Raw genomic sequence first — 20,626 nt, forward strand, 5'->3', positions numbered from 1 at the left:
CTACTTGGTCACGATAATGCCGTTAACGCCGGCCTTGGCCAGCTTCTGCAAAGTGGCTTGCGCCTCGGCGCGGCTGTTGAACGGCCCCACCCGCACTCGGGTCACTTCGCCCTTGCTGGTCTGCACCTTGCTGAAATGGGCGGACACGCCTATCGACGACAACTTGGATTTCAAGGCGTCGGCCTTTTCCGGGTCCGATAGCGCCGCCAACTGGATGACCGATTTGCCCTCGCTCTTGGCGGAGGGCTCCTCTTTCTTCGCCGCGGGCTTGTCCAGCGAGTCGAAGCGCCCCTCAAGGATGGCCGCCGGGTCCGGCTTGCGCGCCGGCTTTTCATCCAGCTTGATCTCAGGCTTTTTATGCTCGGGCTTGGCTTCGGGCTTGGCCGGCTTTGGCTCCGGCTTGTGTTCGGGTTTGGGCTTGGCTTCCGCTTTCGGCTCGGCTTTGACTTCCGGCTTGGGCTCCGGCTTCACCGCTGGGGCGGGTTGCGCCGCCGGCATGGCCGGCGTCACGGAAGACAGGTTGGCCGCCAGTTCGGTGGCGCCTGGCTTGGACGCGGGCGAGACTTCGGCCAGCGCCGCGGAGGCCGGCTGGGCCGGCGGCGGCACGGCGCCCGCAGGCGCTTCGGCGTGATTGGCCGCCGGCGCGGAAGCGCCCGCGCCCAGCACTTCTATGGATTCCGGCTTCATCTGCTGCTCGGGCAGGCGGCCCACTACATTCCACAAAACGACGGTGGCGACGGTAACCAATACCACAGCGCCCACCAGACGGCGTCTGGCGCGCTTGCGCAACAGGATCAACTCCTCGTGTGTGGATAAAGCCATGCTTTCCTCAAGCCGGGTGTTGCCGGGCTTCCATCACCTCGGCAACGGTGTGGAAGGAACCAAAAACGACAATTCTATCACTCTCCTCCGCCTGCGATAAGGCCGCCGACCAGGCTTGCGCCACCGTGGCGAAGGATTGCACCCGCGCGATGCCCATTTCCGCCAGCCTGGCGGCGATGCGCTCGCCGCTCTGCCCGCGCGGCATGTCGAGGCCGCCGACGAACCAAGCGTCGAACTCCTCCCGCGCCAAAGACGCCACCTGCTCCAGATCCTTGTCCTCCAGCATGGAGAACACCGCCAGCCGGTTGCGGGCGAACGGCAGCTGTTTCAGGCTGGCCGTCATCGCCTTGACCGCGTGCGGATTGTGGCCCACGTCCAGCACTACCGCCGGTCGCCCCGGCAGCACCTGGAAGCGGCCCGGCCACTCCACCTCCAGCAAACCGCGCTTAACCGCGCCCAGGCTCACCGGCAGACGAGGCTTCAAGCACTCCAGGGCCGCCAGCGCGGCGGAGGCGTTGATCATCTGATAACCGCCGCGCAAGGCCGGCAGAGGCAAGGCGTGGCGGTGGGCGTCGCCCATGTGGAAGGACCACTGGTTGTCCATGCGCTGATAGCCGAAATCCGGCCCGTACAGCTTCAAATCCGCGCCGATGGCCCGTGCGTGCTCGATCAGACGCCGCGGCGGATTCGGGTCCGCGCACAGGGCCGGCTTGCCGGCCCGGTAGATGCCGGCCTTCTCGAAGCCGATATCCTCGCGGTTGTCGCCCAGGATGGCTTGGTGATCGATATCCACGCTGACCACCACCGACACGTCCGGCTCGAAAATGTTGACCGCGTCCAGGCGTCCGCCCAGCCCCACTTCCAGCACGATCACATCCACCTTTTCCGCAACGAAGCTGTGCACCGCCGCCAGGGTGCCGAACTCGAAATACGTCAGGGAGGTGTCGCCGCGCGCGGCGTCTATCGCCTCGAAGCTGGCGACAATGCGCTCGTCGCTGGCCGGGGCCAGATCGATGGCGATGCGCTCGTTGTAGCGCAGGATATGGGGAGAAGTGTAAGTACCCACCTTGAAGCCGGCGCAACGCAGCATCGCGGACAGCATCGCGCAGACCGAGCCCTTGCCGTTGGTGCCGGCCACCATCACCACAGGGCACGACGGTTGCAGTTTCATCGCGGCGCGCACCCGCTCCACGCGGGCCAGGCCCATATCGATGGCGGTGGCGTGCAGGCTTTCCTGCCAGCTTAGCCACTCGGCCAGAGTCTTGTGTCCAGTCATTTCGTCTCAGTATCGTCCGAGGCTTGAAACCACAGCAAATAAGTCCGCAAGCGGCGGCGGCCGTCCGCCGGCGCCGAATCCGGCCACAACATCAATGCGCGCCGGCGGCCGCCTATGCTCACATTCAACACCGTCAGCCACGGAGTGACGAAGCAGTCGTCCAGCGGGCTAGCCGGCAGCGCGGACTCGCGCCATAAGGTCAAACGCCCCAGGCTGTCCACTTCCAGCCGTCTGAAACGGCCGGCGTCGCCCCAGCCGTCGGCGTGCAAGGCCCGCCAGAGCAAGAAGGCCGCAACCGGCAGCAAGGCCAGCCAGGGCGTCGGCAGATAGCGGACCACCGCCCAGGCCAGCAGCGCGCCGGCGGCGGCCGCCAGCGACAGCCAGAGGCGGGAGGGCCTCAACTCGAAGCCGAAAGACTCCAGCCGCTGCCGCCGGCTCATTGCTTAGAGATCCAGCGCCGGGTTGTTGCTGATGTCGGCGTCCACGCTGTCTATCACCGTGGAATGGATCTCCACGTCGAACCACTCCCAGAATGCCTTCAAGGACAGATCCTTGGGCCATGTTTCTTCGTCCTCGTACCAGGACGCCAGTTCCATCTTGAACAATTGTTCATAGATTTCGTCGATGTAGGCGACGCCCTCTTCCGGCTCGTCGAACTCCGGCAGCAGGATCACGGTGCAGTCGGTGCGCAGGCTGTCCAGCGCCAGATCCATATCGTTGTCCGGGGCCTGGTTCAGCCAATCCAGGAACGGTTGTTTCGGTTTGATCACGGCCACCGAGCGGTCAACGAAGTACATAGCATGCCTTTCATTCAAGTTTGGCCGGCATTGTAACAGCACAAACCGCGCGGCGCTAAGCGTGGAAGCGTGACCGGCATGTTACAATCCGTGCATTTTTCCATACAGAAAACAACACGCACCATGGCTCTGATTACCGTCGAAAAAGCCTGCCTGGCTTTTGGTCACCACGCATTGCTGGATAACGTCGATTTTGCGCTGGAGCCGGGCGAAGTGGTCGGCTTGATCGGCCGCAACGGCGCCGGCAAGTCCTCGCTGCTCAAAAGCGTGGCCGGCGCGGTGGCGCTGGACGACGGCCGCGTCAACATCAAGGGCGACGTCAAGGTAGCCTATGTGCCGCAAGAGCCGGAGCTGGCCCCGGAGCACACGGTGTTCGAAGCCGTGGCCGAAGGCCTGGGCGACTTGAAAAGCCTGCTCACCGAATACCATCAGGTCACCCATCAACTGACCCAGGCGGACGCGGACCACGAACAGGCGCTAACGCGGATGGAGCATATCCAGCACGAACTGGAAGCCCGCGGCGGCTGGCAGTTCGACGCGCTGATCTCCTCCACGCTCTCGCATCTGAACCTGAACCCGGACGCGCGGATCAGCGAACTGTCCGGCGGCTGGAAAAAACGCGTGGCTTTGGCGCGCGCGCTGGCCGCCAAGCCGGACGTGCTGCTGCTGGACGAGCCCACCAACCACCTGGACGTATCCGCCATCGAATGGCTGGAAACCCTGATCAAGAGCTATGGCGGCAGCGTGCTGCTGATCACCCACGACCGCCGCTTCCTGGACAATGTCGCCACCCGCATCGTGGAGCTGGACCGCGGCATTCTGCGCAGCTATCCGGGCAGCTTCTCCAGCTACCATGTGCGCAAGGCGGAAGAACTGGCCATAGAGGAAGAGCAGAACCGCATCTTCGACAAATTCCATGCCCAGGAAGAAGTGTGGATCCGCAAGGGCATCGAGGCGCGCCGCACCCGCAACGAAGGCCGCGTGCGCCGGCTGGAAGCCATTCGCCGCGAGCGTTCGGCGCGGCGGGAGCGTGTTGGCCAAGTCAACTTTCAGCTTAACGCCGGCGAGCGCTCCGGCAAGCTGGTGGCGGAGCTGGAGCACGTCAGCAAGGGTTTTGAGGGCAAACCCCTGATCCGCGACTTCACCACCCGCATCCTGCGCGGCGACAAGATCGGCCTGATCGGCCCCAACGGCGCCGGCAAAACCACGCTGCTCAAACTGATTCTGGGCCAGCTGGACGCGGACAGCGGCAGCGTCAAGCAAGGCAGCAAGCTGGAAATCGCCTATTTCGACCAGTTCCGCGAGCAACTGGACGAAGACAGCAGCGTGGCCGACATCATCAGCCAGGGCAACGACTTCGTGGAAGTCGGCGGCGTGAAGAAACACGTGATGAGCTATCTGGAAGACTTCCTGTTCTCGCCGCAACGCGCGCGCAGCCCGGTGCGCTCTCTGTCCGGCGGCGAACGCAACCGCCTGTTGCTGGCCCGGCTGTTTACCCGCCCGGCCAATGTGCTGGTGCTGGACGAGCCCACCAACGACCTGGATATCGACACGCTGGAACTTCTGGAAGACGTGATCGCTCAATATTCGGGAACCGTGTTCCTGGTCAGCCACGACCGGGCTTTCCTCGACAACGTGGTCACCCAGGTGATCGCCTTCGAAGGCAACGGCCGGCTGGAAGAATATCCAGGCGGTTACCAGGACTGGATCGACACCAAGGCGCGCATGGCGGCGATGAAACCCGCGGAAAAGCCCCGGGAAGCCGCCGCTCCGCAGGAAAAGGCCAAGGACAAGCCCAAATCCGCGCGCAATAAACTGTCCTACAATGAGACGCGAGAGCTCGCCGCGCTGCCGGACGAGATCGCCGCGCTGGAAACCGAGCAAGCCAGCCTGAATCAGCAATTGCTGGACCCCAACTGCTACCGCGACACGCCCAAGGAGGCCATCGCCTGGCAGCGCCGGGTGGAGGAAATCGACGAATTGCTGATGGACAAGCTGGCGCGCTGGGAAGAACTGGAGTCAAAGCAACAATGAGCAAAACCCTGCCGCCTTCGCCTTCTTCGCCGCTGGACCGGCGCGCGCTGCTGCGCGGCGCCGCGCTGCTGTCGCTGGCCGGCTTGCTGGCCGCCTGCGGCACCACGCCCTCCAAGGTGGCGGGCGGCCGAAAACCCCGCCCCTCCGGCGACCTCAGCCTCTCCGGATTGAAAGCCGACGGCGCCAGCCGGGAAATCCTGATCTACACGCTGGGCCTGCTGGGCCTGGACTACAAGTTCGGCGGCACCAATCCCGAGGCCGGTTTGGATTGCAGCGGCATGGTCGGCTACATCTACCAGAACGCCGTCGGCGTCACGCTGCCGCGCACCGCCGCCGAAATCGCCAGCGTGGCGCGCCCCATCCCGGACAGCCGGATGCGGGTAGGAGACCTGGTGTTCTTCAACACCATGAACCGCCCGTTCTCCCACATGGGCATCTTCATAGGCGACGGCAAGTTCGTGCACGCGCCGCGCACCAATAGCTCCATCCGCGTGGCGCGGCTGGACAACAGTTATTTCGCGGCCCGTTACGAAGGCGCGCGCACGCTGTTCAGCTAAGAGCGGCTAACAAAAATCAGCTTTACGGCTGAGGCAAGGCGCGCCGACGCAGGCGGTACTTGAGTGAGTACCGCTTCAGAATGCTCATGTACCGTATGTACATTCCGCTTCTTCAGCCGTTTTCTCCTTGTCTCGCTCTTGCTCGAGAGGCTTTGAACGGGCTCTATAAGGCCAATGCCGCGGAAAAATGTGACCACGGACGGCTCGTTATGAGCAGGTTGAATGGGACGCTTGCCCCAGCAAGGCCTTCTCCACCTCATCCAGCGCCCGCGTCGCGCCCTCCTCGGCCGCCATTCTCAAGGCCAGCTCACGGCAGGCTCGGCCCACGCCCGGCTCCGCCAGCAGCCGGCCCAGCAAGCGCTCCATCCTCCCCGCGGACACGCGCCGCGCCGGCAACACTTCCGCCACGCCCAGGCTCTTGGCTCGCTGGCCGTTGTCGAATTGGTCGTAGGCGTAAGGCACGATCAACTGCGGAATCCCGGCGCGCATCGCGTCCGCCATCGTGCTGACGCCGCCGTGGTGGGCCAGCGCCGCCGCCCGCGGCAACAACGCGGCGAAAGGCGCGTGCGCCTGCCACAACACGCTTTCCGGCAATGCCGGCGGCAACTGAGCCGCATGCGAGGTGATGAACAGCCCGCGCCGCCCCATCCGTTTCAAAGCCTGCAGCGCGGCGGCGAAATAAGCCGCCGCGTGCCGATGACCCGTGCCCGGCGTGAATACGATGGGCGGGTCGCCAGCGGCAAGAAAGGCCTCCAGTTCGCGGGACAGCCCCGGCGCCTCCGCCGCCGCGGGCAGCACAAAGTCGCCCTGCGAGAATGGACGCGGCCAGTCCGGCTGCATGGCGGCGAACCAGCGCGGAAACAGACTGACAGAGGCGTTGGGCGCCCTCAGCACATGCTCGAAAAAGTGCGGCTCCGCCGGCAAACCGCGCTGGGCGCGCGCCGCGTTCAAACCGGGCAGCGTTCTGGCGTTGAACCAGCGGTGCAGCGCCCGCCACAACAGGCCAACCCCGGCCGGCGGCAAGCAGCGGGGAATCCTCAGGGAGCCCATGGTGCGCAAATCGTGGCGGCTGCATAGATTGGACGGCGCGAGATACGCCGTCACGATACGCAACTCCGGCCTGGCCGCCCGCGCCAGAGCCGCCATCGGCACCAGAAGGGGGTGGCACAGCACCACGCAATCCTCGGCGTCCGGCAGGTCTTGCGCCAACTCGCACAAAGCGACCAGGTCCGGAATCAAACCGTTCCAGATCACATCCCACCCTTTGCGCTCATGCCATAGATCCGGGTTGTCCAGCACCGCCTGTCCTTGTTCGCGGCTGCTAAACAGCCGATACGGCAGCCCGGCGGCGCGCACCGCCTCCTCCTGCAGCGCCGGCGCCAGCAGCAACGCGCGGTGACCGCGAGCGCTCAAACCGCGCGCCAGCGCGATGAAAGGCTGCATGTCCCCGCCGGTGCCGCTGGAGGCCACGATGATCAAAGGCCCGCGCGTCGAATCCGCGCCGGCGTGCGGCGGCTCCTGACTCATCGCCTGCCTCCTTTTGCTATTGCGACAAGGCATTTTAAGTCAATGTCATTTCAAGAACAAAAAGAAAACCGCCCCGGAGGGCGGCTGGCTTGCCGGCGGCGACCTGAAACCGTTTTCATCAGCTCGCCGACGCGCGGTAGATCGTAAACAGGTTCTAGAGAGTGAACTGCTGCACCACCCCGCGCAGCGACACCCCGCGCTCCAACAGATTGACCACGCCTTGCTGCGCTTCTTCCGCCGCAAGCCGGTTTTCCTCCGCCGAGCTGCTGACCGACTCCACGCTGCCGGCCAGATGCTGGGAGGCGTTGGCCTGCTCGCGCACCGCCGCGGAGATATCGCCCATGCCGCGCGACACGCCCTGAATCTGCACCGAGAAGCCCTGCAAGGTGTCCTGGGCCTCGCCGGCGTGATTGACGCTGGCGTCCACGCGGTTCACCGCCGCGCGCATGCCGGAGATGGCGGAAGCGGAATCCTGCTGCACGGAATCAATCATCGAACCTATCTCCACCGTCGCATTGGCCGTGCGCTCGGACAGCTTGCGCACCTCATCTGCCACCACCGCGAAACCGCGTCCCTGTTCGCCGGCCCGCGCCGCCTCGATCGCCGCGTTCAAAGCCAAGAGATTGGTTTGATCGGCGATATCCTTGATCACCGCCACAATCATATTGATCTCATTGGTGCGCGAATCCAGTTGATCCAGCTTGCCCGCCAGCTGGGTCACTTCCTGCTGCACCGTCCGCATGCCCTCCACCGCGTTCTGAATGTATTGCACCGTGGTCTGGGTCTGTCCTTCGAACGAAGACATCAGCTTGGCCGCGTCCTCGGCGATTTCCGAGACATGGGCGATGCTCACCGCCAGCTCTTCCACCGCCGCCGCGCTGCCGCGCACGTCTTCCGCCTGCTGACCGGAACGCGCGGCCACGCCGCCCACCAGTTGATCTATGTGCTGGGACTCGCTCTGCACCGCGTCGGATTCGCCGCGGATCTCCAGCAGGCGCTGACGCAGCGCCTCCATGAAGGTGTTGAACGAAGACGCGATTCGGCCCACTTCGTCTCGGCTGCGCACCGGCATGCTGCGCGCCAGGTTCCAGTCGCCGCCGGCCAGCTGTTGCAAGGCCACGTTCAACTCATTCACCGGCTGCACCATGCGATTGGCCAACAGCAAGGCCACCAGCTGGGACATCAGCAACAGGCCCAGGCCCACCGCCCCGCTTTGCCACAACACCTGAGTGCGCAAGGCCTCCACTTTTTGCAAGGAGGTGTCCACCCCCACCACGTAGCGCATGCCGCTGGCCGAGGTGAACGGCACGAACACCGAACGGAACAGGCCGAACTCGCCCTGGTACTCCTCGTACTGGACGCTGCCGCTATTGAAGGCCGCGGCCAGGCCGGCCGGCACATCCTTGTATTCCGCCAGGAACCACTGCTGGTACTGGCCGGACTTCACCTCGTTCGGGCTGGCGGAAGAACTGGTGTACAGCACGCGGCTCCCGCGCTGAATGGTGGAATACGCGTAAGCCAAGCCGCTGTCCCTCGCAAAATCGGTCAGTTGCTTGGTGGTGACCTGACTATTGGGATTGCTGTCCGGCAATTGATCGTGGAAATTCTCGCCCACCATCTGGCGCGCCGCGTAGGCGGCGGTCAGCAAGGTCTGATCCACGCCTTTCATTTCGGAGTCCACGGTGCTGCGATAGGCGTAGATCGAATAAACCGCCACAATCAGCAAGCTCACCAAAGTAAAAGCGGCGGATAGTTTGGCCCGCAAGCCCCAGTCCTTGTTCAAGACACTCATACGGATGCATTCCCTCGACATTCATTCCAAAAACAACTCCCCGCCGGCGGTGTATCCGGGACGCGCCGGACCGGCGCCGCAAGTCCAGGCAGTGGATCATTCAGTAATCGACAAGAGGCGATGACGACGCCGCAAAGTGGTGCGGAGCGAGCGGGGAAAGATAGACAGGCGGCGGCGCGCGGGGACATGCGGCCCGTTGCGGCGGCGAGCGCTGAATATGGAAAGTGATGATAACGCCAATTAAACGCGAATCAATGCGAGGGGCTTTGGTAGTTTGCACATAGCAAGTGCATAATCGCTTTTTCTCCAGATAAAGCGACTCGTCCCCGCTTTGTTTTTAAAGGATATTTTATAAATAAGCGTCGGAAAACCATGGTGTTTACGTAAAAACACCTATCGCCGCTGTATCTATCTTCAGGCCCTGCGTATCCCCGACGCCCGGCGGGTGGCAAGCAGCTTCACGGGTCTCAGAACGTGTTTACGATCGTCAACAGGCTCTCAAGCGCGCAAACCCTGCAACAACCTCGCCAAGCGCTCCAAAGACATCACCTCGTCCACCCCGCCGCGAGCAATGGCCGCCTGCGGCATGCCAAACACCACGCAGGAGGCCTCGTCCTGGGCCAGCGTGCGCGCGCCGGCGTCGTGCATCTCGCGCATGCCGCGCGCGCCGTCGTCCCCCATGCCGGTAAGAATCACCCCCACCGCATTCGCCCCGGCGCTCACGGCCACCGAACGAAACAGCACGTCCACCGACGGCCGGTGCCGCGACACAGGCGGCCCGCCCTTGACCTCGGCCACAAACTGTTTCTGCCGGCGATGCAGCAACAAATGCTGGCCCCCCGGCGCAATCAACACCTTGCCGGCGCTGACCACGTCGCCGTTCCTCGCCTCCCTCACCTCCACCTGGGCCAGTTCGTTGAGGCGGCTGGCGAAGATAGACGTAAACCCCTCAGGCATGTGCTGCACCACCGCCATGCCCGGGCAGTGCGGCGGCAAGCGTTGCAGCAGGAACTCCAGCGCCTGGGTGCCGCCGGTGGACGCGCCCAGCGCGATGACGCGCTCCGTGCCCTGCGCCGGCCGGCGGCGCTCCGGCGGCGCGTCTAGAATGGCGTCGGCGGTCAGCTTGGGCGCCGGATAGCCGGACGGCGCCGCTTGCTTCAGCGCTTCCACCCTCACCCCCGCCGCAGCGTACACCTCGTCCACCAGCCGTTTGGCGTTCTCGGCGAAATTCGTCTTCGCGTTGACCAGCGGCTTTAGCAACACGGACACCGCGCCGGCGCTCATCGCCTCCAGCGACACCCGCGCGCCCTCGGTGGTCAAGGCCGAGCAAACAACCACCGGCGTGGGCCGCTCCGCCATCACCTGACGCAAAAAGGTCAGCCCGTCCATTCGCGGCATCGCCAGATCCAGAATGATCACGTCCGGCCAGCGGATTTTCATCCGATTCATCGCGTAAATGGGGTCCGGCGACGCGCCCAGCAGCTTGATGTCCGGCGCGGTGGCCAGCATTTGGCTCAGCATCTCGCGCGCCACCGCGGAGTCGTCAACTATCAGAACATTGATGCTCATCGATTCTTCCGCTCGCAAGGTGAGAATCCAGCCGGTACCGCGACGGCGCCTCTTGCGCCAGAGGCAGCGTCAGGTGCCGGATGGATTCCGAATGTCCGATGATCAAATGCCCGCCCTGCCGCAGTTTGTCGCACAGCGACAGCAGCACTCGCAGCTTGGTGGCCTCGTCGAAGTAAATCAGCACATTGCGCAGGAAAATCACATCGAAATGGCTATGGGCGAAGTGAGAGGCGTGCAGCAGGTTCAAATTGGAGAAGCTCACCTTCTTCGCCAGCGCCGGCGCCACTCTCACCATGCCGGCGTATTCGTCGCGGCCGCGCAGAAAATAACGCCGCCACAGTTCCGGCGGAGTCTTGCGCGCGCGCTCCACCGAGTAGACCGCGCGCCGGGCCAGGAGGGTAACCCGGGTGTTGATGTCGGAGGCGTACACCCGCCAGTTGCCCTGCAAGCCCAGCGCCTCCGCCAAAACCATCGCCACCGTGTACGGTTCCTCGCCAGTGGAACAGGCCGCGGACCACACCCGGAACTCGCCGTTGCCCTGCAGGCGCGTCGCTTTTTGCCGCAGCCAGAAAAAATGCTCAGGTTCCCGGAAAAAATAGGTTTCGTTGGTGGACAGCAGATTGATCGCATATTGCCGTTCCGCCTCGTTGGCCGGGTCCGAAATCAAGCGCCAGTAAGCCGCGTAGCTGTTCAGGCGCAAATGGCGGATGCGCTTGGCCAGCCGGGACTGAATCAGCGAACGCTTGCTCACCGGCATGGAGATGCCGGCGGTCTGGTAGATGAAGCGGCGCAGCTGGAAAAACTCCCCGTCCGTCAGCAAGGGCGTGGCAAGCAGCGACTCCTCCAGGGCAAGCATCTATAGCGCCTCGATGTCGTCGCTCAGAAACTGTTGAGTCACCACCTCCGCCATCTCGCTGAGCTCGGACACCGACAGCGCCTGACGCACATTCAGCAAAATGGCGAAGCGCTGATTGATGGTGGCGATGCCTTGTATGAAGTCGCTGCGGATATTGGAACCAAAGCTGGGCGAGGGGTCGATCTCGCTTTGCGGGATCTCCAGCACCTCGCACACCGAATCCAGCAGGATGCCGATGTCCGCGTAACCGCCCTCCAGTCCCGGCAGCGACAAAATGGCCACGCAGGTGGACGCCTTCAGGGCGGTTTGGCCGCGGCCGAAGCGCACCGACAAATCGATCACCGGCACCACCGCGCCGCGCAGATTGATGATGCCGCGCACGAAATTGGGCATCATCGGCACCTCGGTGATGCCGTCGAACTCGATGATTTCCCGGATGAAGTTGATCTGGATGCCAAACAAATCCTCGCCCAGGATGAAAGTGACGCAATGGAATTTCTGGCCCCCGCTGTCCTGGCCGGCCGGCTGCTCGCTGTTTCTCATTGCCGCGCTCCTCTCAATACTTGGAGAACTTGTCCTCGTCCACGCTCAGGTCCAGGTCGTCATCGTCGTCCATCGGCGGCGGCGGCGCGGCCTTGCCGGCGTGCAGGTGACCAATGTGCACCATGCGGGACTTGCGCCCTCGGGTATTGCGCAGCTTGAATTGCTGCATCAGCTCCTGCAACTGCATCGCCGCGGAGCTCAATTCCTCGGAGGTGGAGCTTAACTCCTCTGCGGAAGTGGCCGAGGACTGCATGCCGCTGCTGATTTGCGTCACCGCGCTGTTGATCTGATCGATGCCGGAGCGCTGCTCGCGCGAGGCGGCGGAAATCTCCTGCACCAGGCTGGCGGTCTGGTCTATGCCGGGCAGCATTTCTTGCAATAGCGTGCCGGCTTTCTCCGCCACGCTCACGGAACGGCTGGCCAGATCGCCTATCTCCCTGGCCGCCACCTGGCTGCGCTCCGCCAGCTTTCTCACCTCCACCGCCACCGTGGCGAAACCCTTGCCGTGCTCGCCGGCGCGCGCCGCCTCGATCGCCGCGTTGATGGCCAACAAATCGGTTTTGTTGGCGATATCGTTGATCACCGTGATCCGCGACGCGATCTCCTTCATCGCGTGCACCATATCGCTGACCGCGCTGCCGCCCTGAGTCGCGCTGGACGCGGACTTGGACGCAATGCTCTCGGTTACGCGCGCATTGTCCGCGTTCTGCGTCACCGTGGCCGCCATCTCCTCCACCGAGGCGCTGGTCTGCTCAATGCTGGACGACAGCTCGGACGAGGTTTGCGCCAGGGAATTGGCGGTGGACGACACCTCCTCGGACGCCGAGCCTATCGCCTCCGACATCGCGCTGACCTCGGACAGCGTCTCGGACAATCGGTGCGCCATGGACTTGATCGAATACAACAGGCTGGAGGTGTCGTCCGGATGCAGCTTCACCGGCACGGACAAATCCCCTGCCGCCACCCGGCTCACCACCTGCACCGTATAGGAGGGGTCCCCGCCCAGTTGCTTGAGCAGGCTGCGCGTCACCATCACCCCCAGCGCGATGCTCAACAATACCGCCGCCACCGCGATGCCCACCAACATCCGCAAGGCGTCCGTGCTGATGACCTTGGTTTCCACCAATGAGTTATCGGCCAGCTTGGCGTTCAGGTTCACCAATTCGGTCAGCACCGCGTCTACGGCCTGAAAGGCTGGCCAGCCCTTCTCCGCCATCAGCTTCAGCGCCAGCTTGTTGTTCTCGCCGTCGCCGCGGTCGGTGTAAGACAACCGTTTCACCTCGGTGGCGTAGGGCTGGTAAATGGCCCAGGCGGCGTCAAAGCGACGCAGCGCGTCCACTTCCGGCGGCGTCAAATCCGTCTTGCGGTAAGTGTCCAGGCTGGCGTTCATGCTTTTGTCAAAGCCCGCCATTTCCAGCTCCACCGCGTCCATCGTCTTGGTGTCCGTTTCGGCGATATAGCGGTACAAGGAGCGGTTGCTCGCCATGGCGTAGCGCGCCGCGTTGCCGATATCTTTTATCGGCATCAGCTGATTATCGAACAAGTTCACCATCACCATGGTGATGCGCTCGGTGGCGGTGTAGCTGACAAAGCCCAGCGCCAGCAAAAAGCACAGCACCACGCCAAATGAAAGACCCAGCTTGGTCTTGACCTGCGCATTGTGAAACCACTGCATGGCTTACCTCCCGGCGCGCACAAGCGCGCTAAATAACGTCGCTCGCCTGCGCCTCGCTGGACTGGCGAATCCGCCTGCGCTCGCGACGGCAGGCGTGATGAATCAACTGCGGAATATCCAGCACCAGCGCCGGCTTGCCGTTGCCCAGGATAGTGGAGCCGCTGATGCCGCGCAGCGATCGGAAAATCTCGCCCAAGGGTTTGATCACCGCCTGCACTTCTCCCATCAAACGGTCCACCACCACGCCGGCGCGGTTTTCCCCGTAATGCACAATCACCACGTACTCCGGCTGCGCGGCCGGCGGCAGATTGAACAGCTCGCGCAAGGACACGAAAGGCAGCCAATCGCCGCGCACATTGATCTGACGCGCGTTCTGCCGCATGGCCTCCTCCGGCATGTCCACGCACTCGATCATCATGTCCAGCGGCATCACCAGCGACGAATCGTTCACCTCCACCCGGAAGCCGTCGATGATGGCCAGCGTCAGAGGCAGCCGCAGCCGGAACGTCGTACCCTGGCCCGGCAGGGAAAAGATTTCGATCTCGCCGCGCAATAGCTCGATATTGCGCTTCACCACGTCCAGACCCATGCCGCGGCCGGACAGATCGCTTAAAGCGTGTGCAGTGGAAAAGCCGGGCAGGAAAATCAGCTGCAGGGTTTCCTGCTCGCTCAACTGGCGGCCCTCGCTCAGCAAACCGCGCTCCAGCGCCTTGGCCAGTACCTTGTCGCGGTCTATGCCGCGGCCGTCGTCCCGGATCTCCACCACCACCGATCCGGCGTCGTGAAAGGCGTTCAACGTCACCTTGCCCATTTCCGGCTTGCCGGCCTCCAGCCGCTCCGCCGCCGTCTCCAGTCCGTGATCCACCGCGTTGCGCACCAAGTGCATCAGCGGATCGGTCAAGCGCTCCACCATGGATTTGTCGATCTCGGTGTCCGCGCCTTGAATCGTCAGCTGTATGGATTTGCCCAATTGCCGCGACACCTCCCGCACCATGCGCGGGAAACGGCAGAACACCTCATCCACCGGCACCATGCGCAAGGTCAGCGCGTCGTCGCGTATGCTTTCCACCAGCGTGTTGATGATGGCCACCGACTCCAACAGCTCCGCGTCGCAACGGTTCTGTGCAATCAGCTTGGTGCCTGCGGACGCAATCACCAGCTCGCCCACCCGGTTGATCAGCCGGTCCAGCTTGCCGGCCTCCACCCGGATATAGTGACTGTCGCCGCGGGCCGCCCTGCCCGTCGCCGCACCCGGCTCGCCGCGCGCCTCGCTCTCCGCCCTCGCCCGCCAGGGCGCCTCGCGCACCCGCTCCGCCTCCGCCGCCGTCAAGGCCCCTCGCGCCACCCAGCGCGACAGCTGCGGCTCTATCGACTCGCCCAGACGCTCCGCCAGCGAGCGGAACGCCGCCAGCGGCGCGTGAGGCGGCAGAATGCCCAGCAAGCTGCCCTCGGCCACAAACTCGAAAGCATCGCGAACCTGCTCAAGGCCGGCCTTGGACTCCAGGCTCAACTCCAGGCCGATGAAACAATCCGTCGGCTCCAACTCCGCGAAGGCCGGCAGCGGGGGCCAGACCAACTCCACCTCTCGCAGCACGCCCAACTGGCTGAGAAAGCGCAAGCAGGACAACGGATCAAAGCCGTCTCGGAACAAATCGGGATAAAAACGCAGCGACAATTGCCATAGCGGCGTGGCGGCGGCGTCCAGCGCGTCTTCGCCTGCCACCGCGCAGGCCGCCCCGTCCAGCAGGAACAGCTGCAAACGCTGCAACAGCGGGGCTCCATCCGGCCAAACCGGCTCCGCATCCAGCGCGGATGCCTCCACCGCCTCCAGCATTCGTCGTAAATGATCGTTGCAGCTCAATAACAGGCTAACCAGGTCTTCGCCCAACGCAAGCTTGCCGCGGCGCAGCCGTTCCAGCACGCTCTCCATCGCATGGGCAAAAGCCACCAGCGCGTCGAAACCGAAAGTGCCCGCGGAGCCCTTGATGGTGTGCGCGGTGCGCAGCAACAGGTTGAAGGTTTCGGCGTCGGAGGGAAACGCCGCGGGGTCCAGCAGCGCGCCTTCCAGCGCGTCGCACAACTCGCGGGATTCCTCCAGGAAAATCGCCCTGGCCTTACTCCAGTCCATCCACGCCTCCCGCCGGCGGCGCGGCCAAGGCCACGCCCAGCAACTGAAACGCCTCGCTGACCAAGGGGTTGTCCGCCAGCAGTTCCAGCTGCCGCAACTCCCGCCCAAACGCCAGCAGCAATTGCACCGCGCAGCCGTCCACCTCCGTCACCCCGGCAAAGCTCAGCGACACCGCCTCGTGCGCCAGCAGCGGCAGCAAGTCGCTTTTCAGTTGCTCCGCCGTGTAAATACTCAATTCGCCGCTCAGGCTGGCCTTGGCCCAACCCTCGCCGATTTCGACATGCAAGGTCATTCCGCCCCCAGACCAAACGCCAAGCGGGTGTTAACTCAATGTTTTTACTTAAGTGTCCACACTAAAAGTAGTCAAGAAACAGATTGTTTTATACAAAACAGTAACCAGTCCTGGCGCGCGGCGGCGCGGACAGGGCAAATGCAGCATGGCGGGAGGCCTATGAAACTGAGCATCAAATCCCTGCTGACGGCCAGCGCCAGCGTCTTCGCCCTGCTCTTGCTGCTGCTCCTGCTCTGCACCCTGCGCCTGCGGCATGAGTTGGGCCTGCAAGCCCAGGTGGAATCGCAACGCAATCAAAGCTACCTCTTGGCCAACGAGCTGCGACAAAGCTCGGACGACCTCACCCGCCTGGTTCGCACCTACGCGGAAACTGGGGACCCGCGCTATGAACGGCAATACTGGGCCGTGCTGGCCATCCGCAACGGCCAGCTGCCGCGCCCTGAGCACTACAATCGCATCTATTGGGACTTCATGGCCGCTAACGACAGCAAGCCGCAGCCGGACGGCCCGGCCGTCCCCCTGCAACAGCTGATGCGGCAGGCCGGTTTCACTCAGCAGGAATTCGACAAGCTCGGGCTGGCCCAGGCCAATTCGGATCGTCTGGTCAAAACCGAAACCGTGGCGATGAACGCGATGAAGGGGCGCTTCGCCGACGGCCAGGGCGGCTTCACCCGGCAAGGGCCGCCCGACCCCGAGCTGGCCAGGCGCATCCTGCATGACCGTCAATATCATCTAGACAAAGCCGCCATCATGCAGCCGGTTGACGTGTTCTATCAGTTGATGGAACAGCGCACCAACCAAGCCGTCGCCCAGGCTCAAACCCAGGCCGGCTTATGGCTGGCCATCGTCATCGGGCTGATGCTGGCCTGCTGCGCGCTGGGTCTGCTGATGTTCTGGAGCATTTACCGCCGCCTGTTCGCCATGCTGGGAGACGAGCCGCTGCGCGTCACCCAACTGATGCGGGCGGTGGCCGCAGGCGATCTAGCCGCCGCCGCCCCGCCGGGCGGTTACCCGGCGGACAGCCTGACGGAGGCCATACTCCAGACCGTCACCACGCTCAGCCGCGCGATAGCGGACTCCCAGCGCGGCGCCGGCCATCTGTCGATGATGTCGGCCCAGATCAGCCACAGCTCCCAGCAACTTTCCCTCAATACCAGCGGACAAGCGGCCGGCCTGGCCGAGGCCGCCTGCTCTCTGGAACAGATCTCCTCCGCCATCACCCAGAGCAGCCACAACGCCACGCTCACCGAAACCATGGCGGCCCAGGCCGCGGACGACGCGCGTCAGGGCGGCGAAATCGTCGACCACACCGTACGCAGCATGGAGCGCATCGCCGAACACATCTCGGTAATCGACGACATCGCCTACCAAACCAACCTGCTGGCGCTCAACGCCGCCATCGAGGCCGCCCGCGCCGGCGCGCAAGGCAACGGCTTCACCGTCGTGGCCCAGGAAGTGCGCAAGCTGGCGGAACGCAGCCAGGTAGCCGCCAGGGAAATCAGCGGCATGACCACAAGCGGCGTTCAGCTTGCCGGGCAGGCCGGCGCGCAACTAGCCGCCATCGTTGCTTCCAGCGGAAAAACCGCCAGCCTGATCCGGGAAATCGCCATCGCCGCCAATGAGCAAGCGCAAGGCGTCGGCCAAATCAACGCCACCATCCAGCAACTGAGCGCCGCCACCCAACAAAACGCCAGCCTGGTGGAAGAGCTCGCCGCCATCTCGGCGGACAGCCGCGGCCATGCGGACCAAGTACACGCCCAGATCCAGCGTTTCCATGCCGCCCCTGCTCCCCCTGCAAGAGGAGAAACCAGCGCCGCCGGCCGCGTCCCCGCGGGCCATGCGCCCCGTCATTGACCGGCCATCAGCACATCGTTCAGCCGCACTGAGAGGACATCTCCAACATGAAAAACCTACGCGCAAATCAGGCCATCACCGGCCTGCTGCTGCTCATCGCGCTCACCTTTATCGGCGTGATCTACACCTTTGTTTCCATGCGCCAGGCGGTGGACGTGATGAGCGCCGCCAGCGAAAGCCGCTACCACTCCTACCTGCTGGCTTCCGAGCTGCGACAAAACTCGGACGACCTGACCCGGCTGGGCCGCACCTATGTCGTCACCGGCGACCCCGGCTATGAGCAGCAATACAACCGCGTGCTGGACATCCGCAACGGCAAGGCGCCGCGCCCGCAGGAATACAACCGCATCTACTGGGACTTTGTCGCCGCCGGCCAGGAAAAACCCAGGCCGGACAGCGAAACCGTGCCCTTGCAAACCCTGATGCAACAAGCCGGTTTCACCGATGCCGAGTTCGCCAAGCTCAAAGAGGCTCAAGCTAATTCCGACGGTTTGGTCAAGCTGGAAGTGCGGGCGATGAACGCGGTCAAAGGCAAGTTCGCCGACGCCCAGGGCCAGTACACCGTCAGCGGCCAGCCGGACATGGAACTGGCGCGCAAACTGGTGCACAGCAAGGAATACCACCAGTTCAAAGCCCAGATCATGAAACCCATCGACGACTTCTTCGTGTTGCTGGACCAGCGCACCAACGCCGCGCTGGCGCAGGCCAAGGACAGGCTGTCCAATGCCCAGTTGCAGTTCCTTACCGCCATCGTGCTGCTGGTGGGCGAAATCCTGCTGCTGATCCTGCTGGGCCGCCGCCAGATCCATACCCAGTTGGGCGGATCCGTCACTGAAATTGAAGGCGTGCTACAGGAAATCGCTTCCGGCAACCTGGCGGTGGAGGTGCCCAAAGCGCCGGAAGCCAGCGCGCTGGGGCAAATCGGCGTGATGAATCAGCGGCTGCGCCGGCTGATAGGCGAAGTCAACAACAACGCCGGAGAACTGGTCAGCGCCGTCGGCTCTCTGCACCAGACCACCAGCCGGATCAGCGAAGACGCGGACCAGGTCAACCAAGCCATCAGCTCCAGCGCCGCCACCATTGAGCAAATCACCGTCAGCGTCACCCATGTGGCCGACACCACCGCCGACGCCAACGCCATCATCTCCCAGGCCAATAACAGCGCCGAACGCGGCCGCCATGCCATGCACCAAGTGTCCGCCGAAGTGGGCAAACTCTCCCAGGCCATGTCCACCCTCAGCGACACCTTGCATTCGCTGGGCACCCGTTCCGAGGAGATCAGCTCCATCGTCAATGTGATCAAAGACATCGCCGATCAAACCAACCTGCTGGCGCTCAACGCCGCCATCGAAGCGGCCCGCGCCGGGGAAATGGGCCGCGGCTTCGCCGTGGTGGCCGACGAAGTGCGCAAGCTGGCCGAGCGCACCGCCCAGGCCACCACCGAAATCACCAATATGACCGAAGGCATGCGCCAGCAAACCGCCGGCACCGTCGCCAGCATGCAGCAGGCCCGCTCCACCGTGGACCAGAGCGTGGACCTGGCCCAGGGCGCGGCCAGCGAGATCGAAAACATCGGCGGTCTGATGCGGCAAGTGGTGGACACCTTTACCCAGATCACCCACGCCACCCGCGAGCAATCCACCGCCGTGGGCAATATTGCCCACACCACCGAGCACATCAACGGCATGACCCGCAGCACCTCGGAAGTGGCACAAGACGCCAGCGCCACCCTCAGCGAACTGAACGGCCACGCCAGCAAGCTCAAAAACGTGGTGGAACGCTTCCATCTCTGAACCCGGCTCCACGCAAACCAAGAGGGCTCCGCATTGCGGAGCCCTCTTGGTTTTGACGTTCAGAAAATAGCGCCGGCCCTCAGAACCTGTTCAAAGTCTGCCGCGCTTCGTGAACAGGTTTTAAGCCGGCACCAGGCTGGCCGACAGCGGCAGATGATCGGACAAACGGGACCACGGCGCGCCCTTCAGCACCTCCGCCTCCAGGGGCTTCAACCCGCGCACGTAGATCCGGTCCAAGGGCAGCATCGGCATCCGCGCCGGAAAGCTGCGCGCATGGCGGCCAAACAACTGATCGAACACCTCTACCAAGCCCAAGCTGTCCATCAGATGGTCGGTGGCTTCCTCCCGCCAATCGTTGAAATCGCCGGCCAAAATCAGCGGCGCATCCTCCGGCACGTTCTCGCGCACATAACGCGCCAGGTCCAGGAACTGCTTGCGCCGGTCCCGCGCCAGCAAATTGAAATGGCCGCACAGCGTCACCACCGGCCGCTTCCAGCCCGCCGGCGTCAGTTGGCAATGCAGCAGGCCGCGGCTTTCGAAGCGGTTGACCGAAATATCGCGGTTGCACCAGGTATTGATGGGGAAACGCGTCAGCAAGGCATTGCCGTGATGGCCGTGCTCATACGCCGCGTTCAGGCCGTAAGCCGCCTTGTGATCCAGCCGGCGCGCCAGGAAATGATGCTGCGGCAGCTTGGGCCAGCTGGCATGCTGCAAGGCGCGCTCGATGTTCTTGCCTTGCACCTCCTGCAAGAACAGCACATCGGCGTCGATGGACTCCAGCGCGGAAGCCATATCGCCCAGCCGCACATGGCGGTTCAGCGGCGACATGCCCTTGTGGATGTTGTAAGTGGCTACGGTAATGGCTTTCATAGGATATGCTTCTTTATCGGGCGGGCGCTCGGCCCGCCGCTTTTAACTGCCCCGTGAACAAGCTAACTCAGACCACCGGCCGCAAGCCCCGTTCCCCACGCCCATTGTCCGCGCCTCAGTTTCAAAGATAAGCGCTGACGGCGTAATTTCAATCTTCGCGCCCACTCATGCTAGTCACTCAAAACAATTATTTTAATAAGTATTGAGCTACTGAAAAATATCCAACATCAAGCATTGCAAG

At 63.6% G+C, this 20,626-nt stretch carries 17 protein-coding genes; 4 read left to right on the forward strand and 13 right to left on the reverse strand.

Going from position 1 to position 20,626, the window contains the following annotated elements; genetic code table 11:
- The 4 genes from ACUXV1_RS00075 to ACUXV1_RS00090 are packed head-to-tail and all read right to left on the reverse strand — an operon-like array spanning position 1 to position 2,895.
- Entirely contained in the window at positions 1-822 is an 822-nt protein-coding gene (locus tag ACUXV1_RS00075; protein WP_446014470.1) for an SPOR domain-containing protein, read from the reverse strand.
- Between the two features lie 7 nt (positions 823-829).
- Positions 830-2,098, reverse strand: a complete 1,269-nt coding sequence (folC, locus tag ACUXV1_RS00080) for a bifunctional tetrahydrofolate synthase/dihydrofolate synthase (RefSeq protein WP_043631810.1) — start codon at positions 2,096-2,098, stop codon at positions 830-832.
- The gene (locus ACUXV1_RS00085) at positions 2,095-2,538 is read right to left on the reverse strand and encodes a protein YgfX (protein WP_446014469.1); all 444 of its coding nucleotides are present in this window, start codon (positions 2,536-2,538) and stop codon (positions 2,095-2,097) included. The genes folC and ACUXV1_RS00085 overlap by 4 nt, the downstream gene beginning before the upstream one ends.
- A 3-nt stretch (positions 2,539-2,541) precedes the next feature.
- Positions 2,542-2,895: a hypothetical protein gene (locus tag ACUXV1_RS00090; RefSeq protein WP_019102281.1), complete on the reverse strand. Its 354-nt coding sequence runs from the start codon at positions 2,893-2,895 to the stop codon at positions 2,542-2,544.
- A 123-nt stretch (positions 2,896-3,018) separates the two neighbouring features.
- Here ACUXV1_RS00090 and ACUXV1_RS00095 point away from each other — a divergent pair, with 123 nt between their 5' ends.
- Together ACUXV1_RS00095 and ACUXV1_RS00100 are read left to right on the forward strand one after the other, a co-directional pair.
- Positions 3,019-4,929, forward strand: a complete 1,911-nt coding sequence (locus tag ACUXV1_RS00095; RefSeq protein WP_446014467.1) for an ATP-binding cassette domain-containing protein — start codon at positions 3,019-3,021, stop codon at positions 4,927-4,929.
- Entirely contained in the window at positions 4,926-5,486 is a 561-nt protein-coding gene (locus tag ACUXV1_RS00100) for a C40 family peptidase (RefSeq protein WP_019102279.1), read from the forward strand. The genes ACUXV1_RS00095 and ACUXV1_RS00100 overlap by 4 nt, the downstream gene beginning before the upstream one ends.
- Positions 5,487-5,693: 207 nt before the next feature.
- Here the strand turns inward: ACUXV1_RS00100 and ACUXV1_RS00105 are convergent, their stop codons facing one another.
- The 8 genes from ACUXV1_RS00105 to ACUXV1_RS00140 form a co-directional block, all read right to left on the reverse strand.
- A complete protein-coding gene (locus ACUXV1_RS00105; protein WP_446014465.1) occupies positions 5,694-7,013 on the reverse strand; it encodes a glycosyltransferase in 1,320 nt (439 codons plus the stop codon).
- A gap of 154 nt (positions 7,014-7,167) precedes the next feature.
- On the reverse strand, positions 7,168-8,805 hold the full coding sequence (locus ACUXV1_RS00110) for a methyl-accepting chemotaxis protein (RefSeq protein ID WP_446014464.1): 1,638 nt from the start codon (positions 8,803-8,805) through the stop codon (positions 7,168-7,170).
- Between the two features lie 498 nt (positions 8,806-9,303).
- The gene (locus tag ACUXV1_RS00115; RefSeq protein ID WP_043631787.1) at positions 9,304-10,374 is read right to left on the reverse strand and encodes a protein-glutamate methylesterase/protein-glutamine glutaminase; all 1,071 of its coding nucleotides are present in this window, start codon (positions 10,372-10,374) and stop codon (positions 9,304-9,306) included.
- The gene (locus ACUXV1_RS00120) at positions 10,349-11,230 is read right to left on the reverse strand and encodes a CheR family methyltransferase (RefSeq protein WP_043631784.1); all 882 of its coding nucleotides are present in this window, start codon (positions 11,228-11,230) and stop codon (positions 10,349-10,351) included. Before ACUXV1_RS00120 ends, ACUXV1_RS00115 begins: the two co-directional genes overlap by 26 nt.
- A complete protein-coding gene (locus ACUXV1_RS00125; protein ID WP_446014462.1) occupies positions 11,231-11,773 on the reverse strand; it encodes a chemotaxis protein CheW in 543 nt (180 codons plus the stop codon).
- 13 nt (positions 11,774-11,786) lie between these two features.
- Positions 11,787-13,448 (reverse strand): methyl-accepting chemotaxis protein, encoded by a 1,662-nt coding sequence (locus ACUXV1_RS00130; protein ID WP_446014460.1) that lies wholly within the window; start codon positions 13,446-13,448, stop codon positions 11,787-11,789.
- Positions 13,449-13,476: 28 nt separating this feature from the next.
- A complete protein-coding gene (locus ACUXV1_RS00135; protein ID WP_446014458.1) occupies positions 13,477-15,576 on the reverse strand; it encodes a chemotaxis protein CheA in 2,100 nt (699 codons plus the stop codon).
- Positions 15,563-15,868, reverse strand: coding sequence for an STAS domain-containing protein (locus ACUXV1_RS00140; protein WP_446014456.1), 306 nt, complete (start codon positions 15,866-15,868; stop codon positions 15,563-15,565). The genes ACUXV1_RS00135 and ACUXV1_RS00140 overlap by 14 nt, the downstream gene beginning before the upstream one ends.
- A 159-nt stretch (positions 15,869-16,027) precedes the next feature.
- On the opposite strand from ACUXV1_RS00140, the gene ACUXV1_RS00145 reads away from it, so the two are divergent.
- Complete coding sequence (locus ACUXV1_RS00145) at positions 16,028-17,722, forward strand: methyl-accepting chemotaxis protein (protein WP_446014454.1); 1,695 nt, start codon at positions 16,028-16,030, stop codon at positions 17,720-17,722.
- A gap of 47 nt (positions 17,723-17,769) precedes the next feature.
- Entirely contained in the window at positions 17,770-19,515 is a 1,746-nt protein-coding gene (locus tag ACUXV1_RS00150; RefSeq protein ID WP_446014452.1) for a methyl-accepting chemotaxis protein, read from the forward strand.
- Between the two features lie 120 nt (positions 19,516-19,635).
- On the opposite strand, the gene ACUXV1_RS00155 is transcribed toward ACUXV1_RS00150, so the two are convergent.
- Complete coding sequence (locus ACUXV1_RS00155; RefSeq protein ID WP_043631767.1) at positions 19,636-20,385, reverse strand: endonuclease/exonuclease/phosphatase family protein; 750 nt, start codon at positions 20,383-20,385, stop codon at positions 19,636-19,638.
- Between the last annotated feature and the right edge of the window lie 241 nt (positions 20,386-20,626).

The organism is Chromobacterium sp. W521 (genome assembly GCF_052805975.1).

Coding starts and splice junctions, on each gene's coding strand:
- ACUXV1_RS00075 (WP_446014470.1), bottom strand. CDS start 822: ATGGCTTTATCCACACACGAGGAGTTGATCCTGTTGCGCAAGCGCGCC.
- folC (WP_043631810.1), bottom strand. CDS start 2,098: ATGACTGGACACAAGACTCTGGCCGAGTGGCTAAGCTGGCAGGAAAGC.
- ACUXV1_RS00085 (WP_446014469.1), bottom strand. CDS start 2,538: ATGAGCCGGCGGCAGCGGCTGGAGTCTTTCGGCTTCGAGTTGAGGCCC.
- ACUXV1_RS00090 (WP_019102281.1), bottom strand. CDS start 2,895: ATGTACTTCGTTGACCGCTCGGTGGCCGTGATCAAACCGAAACAACCG.
- ACUXV1_RS00095 (WP_446014467.1), top strand. CDS start 3,019: ATGGCTCTGATTACCGTCGAAAAAGCCTGCCTGGCTTTTGGTCACCAC.
- ACUXV1_RS00100 (WP_019102279.1), top strand. CDS start 4,926: ATGAGCAAAACCCTGCCGCCTTCGCCTTCTTCGCCGCTGGACCGGCGC.
- ACUXV1_RS00105 (WP_446014465.1), bottom strand. CDS start 7,013: ATGAGTCAGGAGCCGCCGCACGCCGGCGCGGATTCGACGCGCGGGCCT.
- ACUXV1_RS00110 (WP_446014464.1), bottom strand. CDS start 8,805: ATGAGTGTCTTGAACAAGGACTGGGGCTTGCGGGCCAAACTATCCGCC.
- ACUXV1_RS00115 (WP_043631787.1), bottom strand. CDS start 10,374: ATGAGCATCAATGTTCTGATAGTTGACGACTCCGCGGTGGCGCGCGAG.
- ACUXV1_RS00120 (WP_043631784.1), bottom strand. CDS start 11,230: ATGCTTGCCCTGGAGGAGTCGCTGCTTGCCACGCCCTTGCTGACGGAC.
- ACUXV1_RS00125 (WP_446014462.1), bottom strand. CDS start 11,773: ATGAGAAACAGCGAGCAGCCGGCCGGCCAGGACAGCGGGGGCCAGAAA.
- ACUXV1_RS00130 (WP_446014460.1), bottom strand. CDS start 13,448: ATGCAGTGGTTTCACAATGCGCAGGTCAAGACCAAGCTGGGTCTTTCA.
- ACUXV1_RS00135 (WP_446014458.1), bottom strand. CDS start 15,576: ATGGACTGGAGTAAGGCCAGGGCGATTTTCCTGGAGGAATCCCGCGAG.
- ACUXV1_RS00140 (WP_446014456.1), bottom strand. CDS start 15,868: ATGACCTTGCATGTCGAAATCGGCGAGGGTTGGGCCAAGGCCAGCCTG.
- ACUXV1_RS00145 (WP_446014454.1), top strand. CDS start 16,028: ATGAAACTGAGCATCAAATCCCTGCTGACGGCCAGCGCCAGCGTCTTC.
- ACUXV1_RS00150 (WP_446014452.1), top strand. CDS start 17,770: ATGAAAAACCTACGCGCAAATCAGGCCATCACCGGCCTGCTGCTGCTC.
- ACUXV1_RS00155 (WP_043631767.1), bottom strand. CDS start 20,385: ATGAAAGCCATTACCGTAGCCACTTACAACATCCACAAGGGCATGTCG.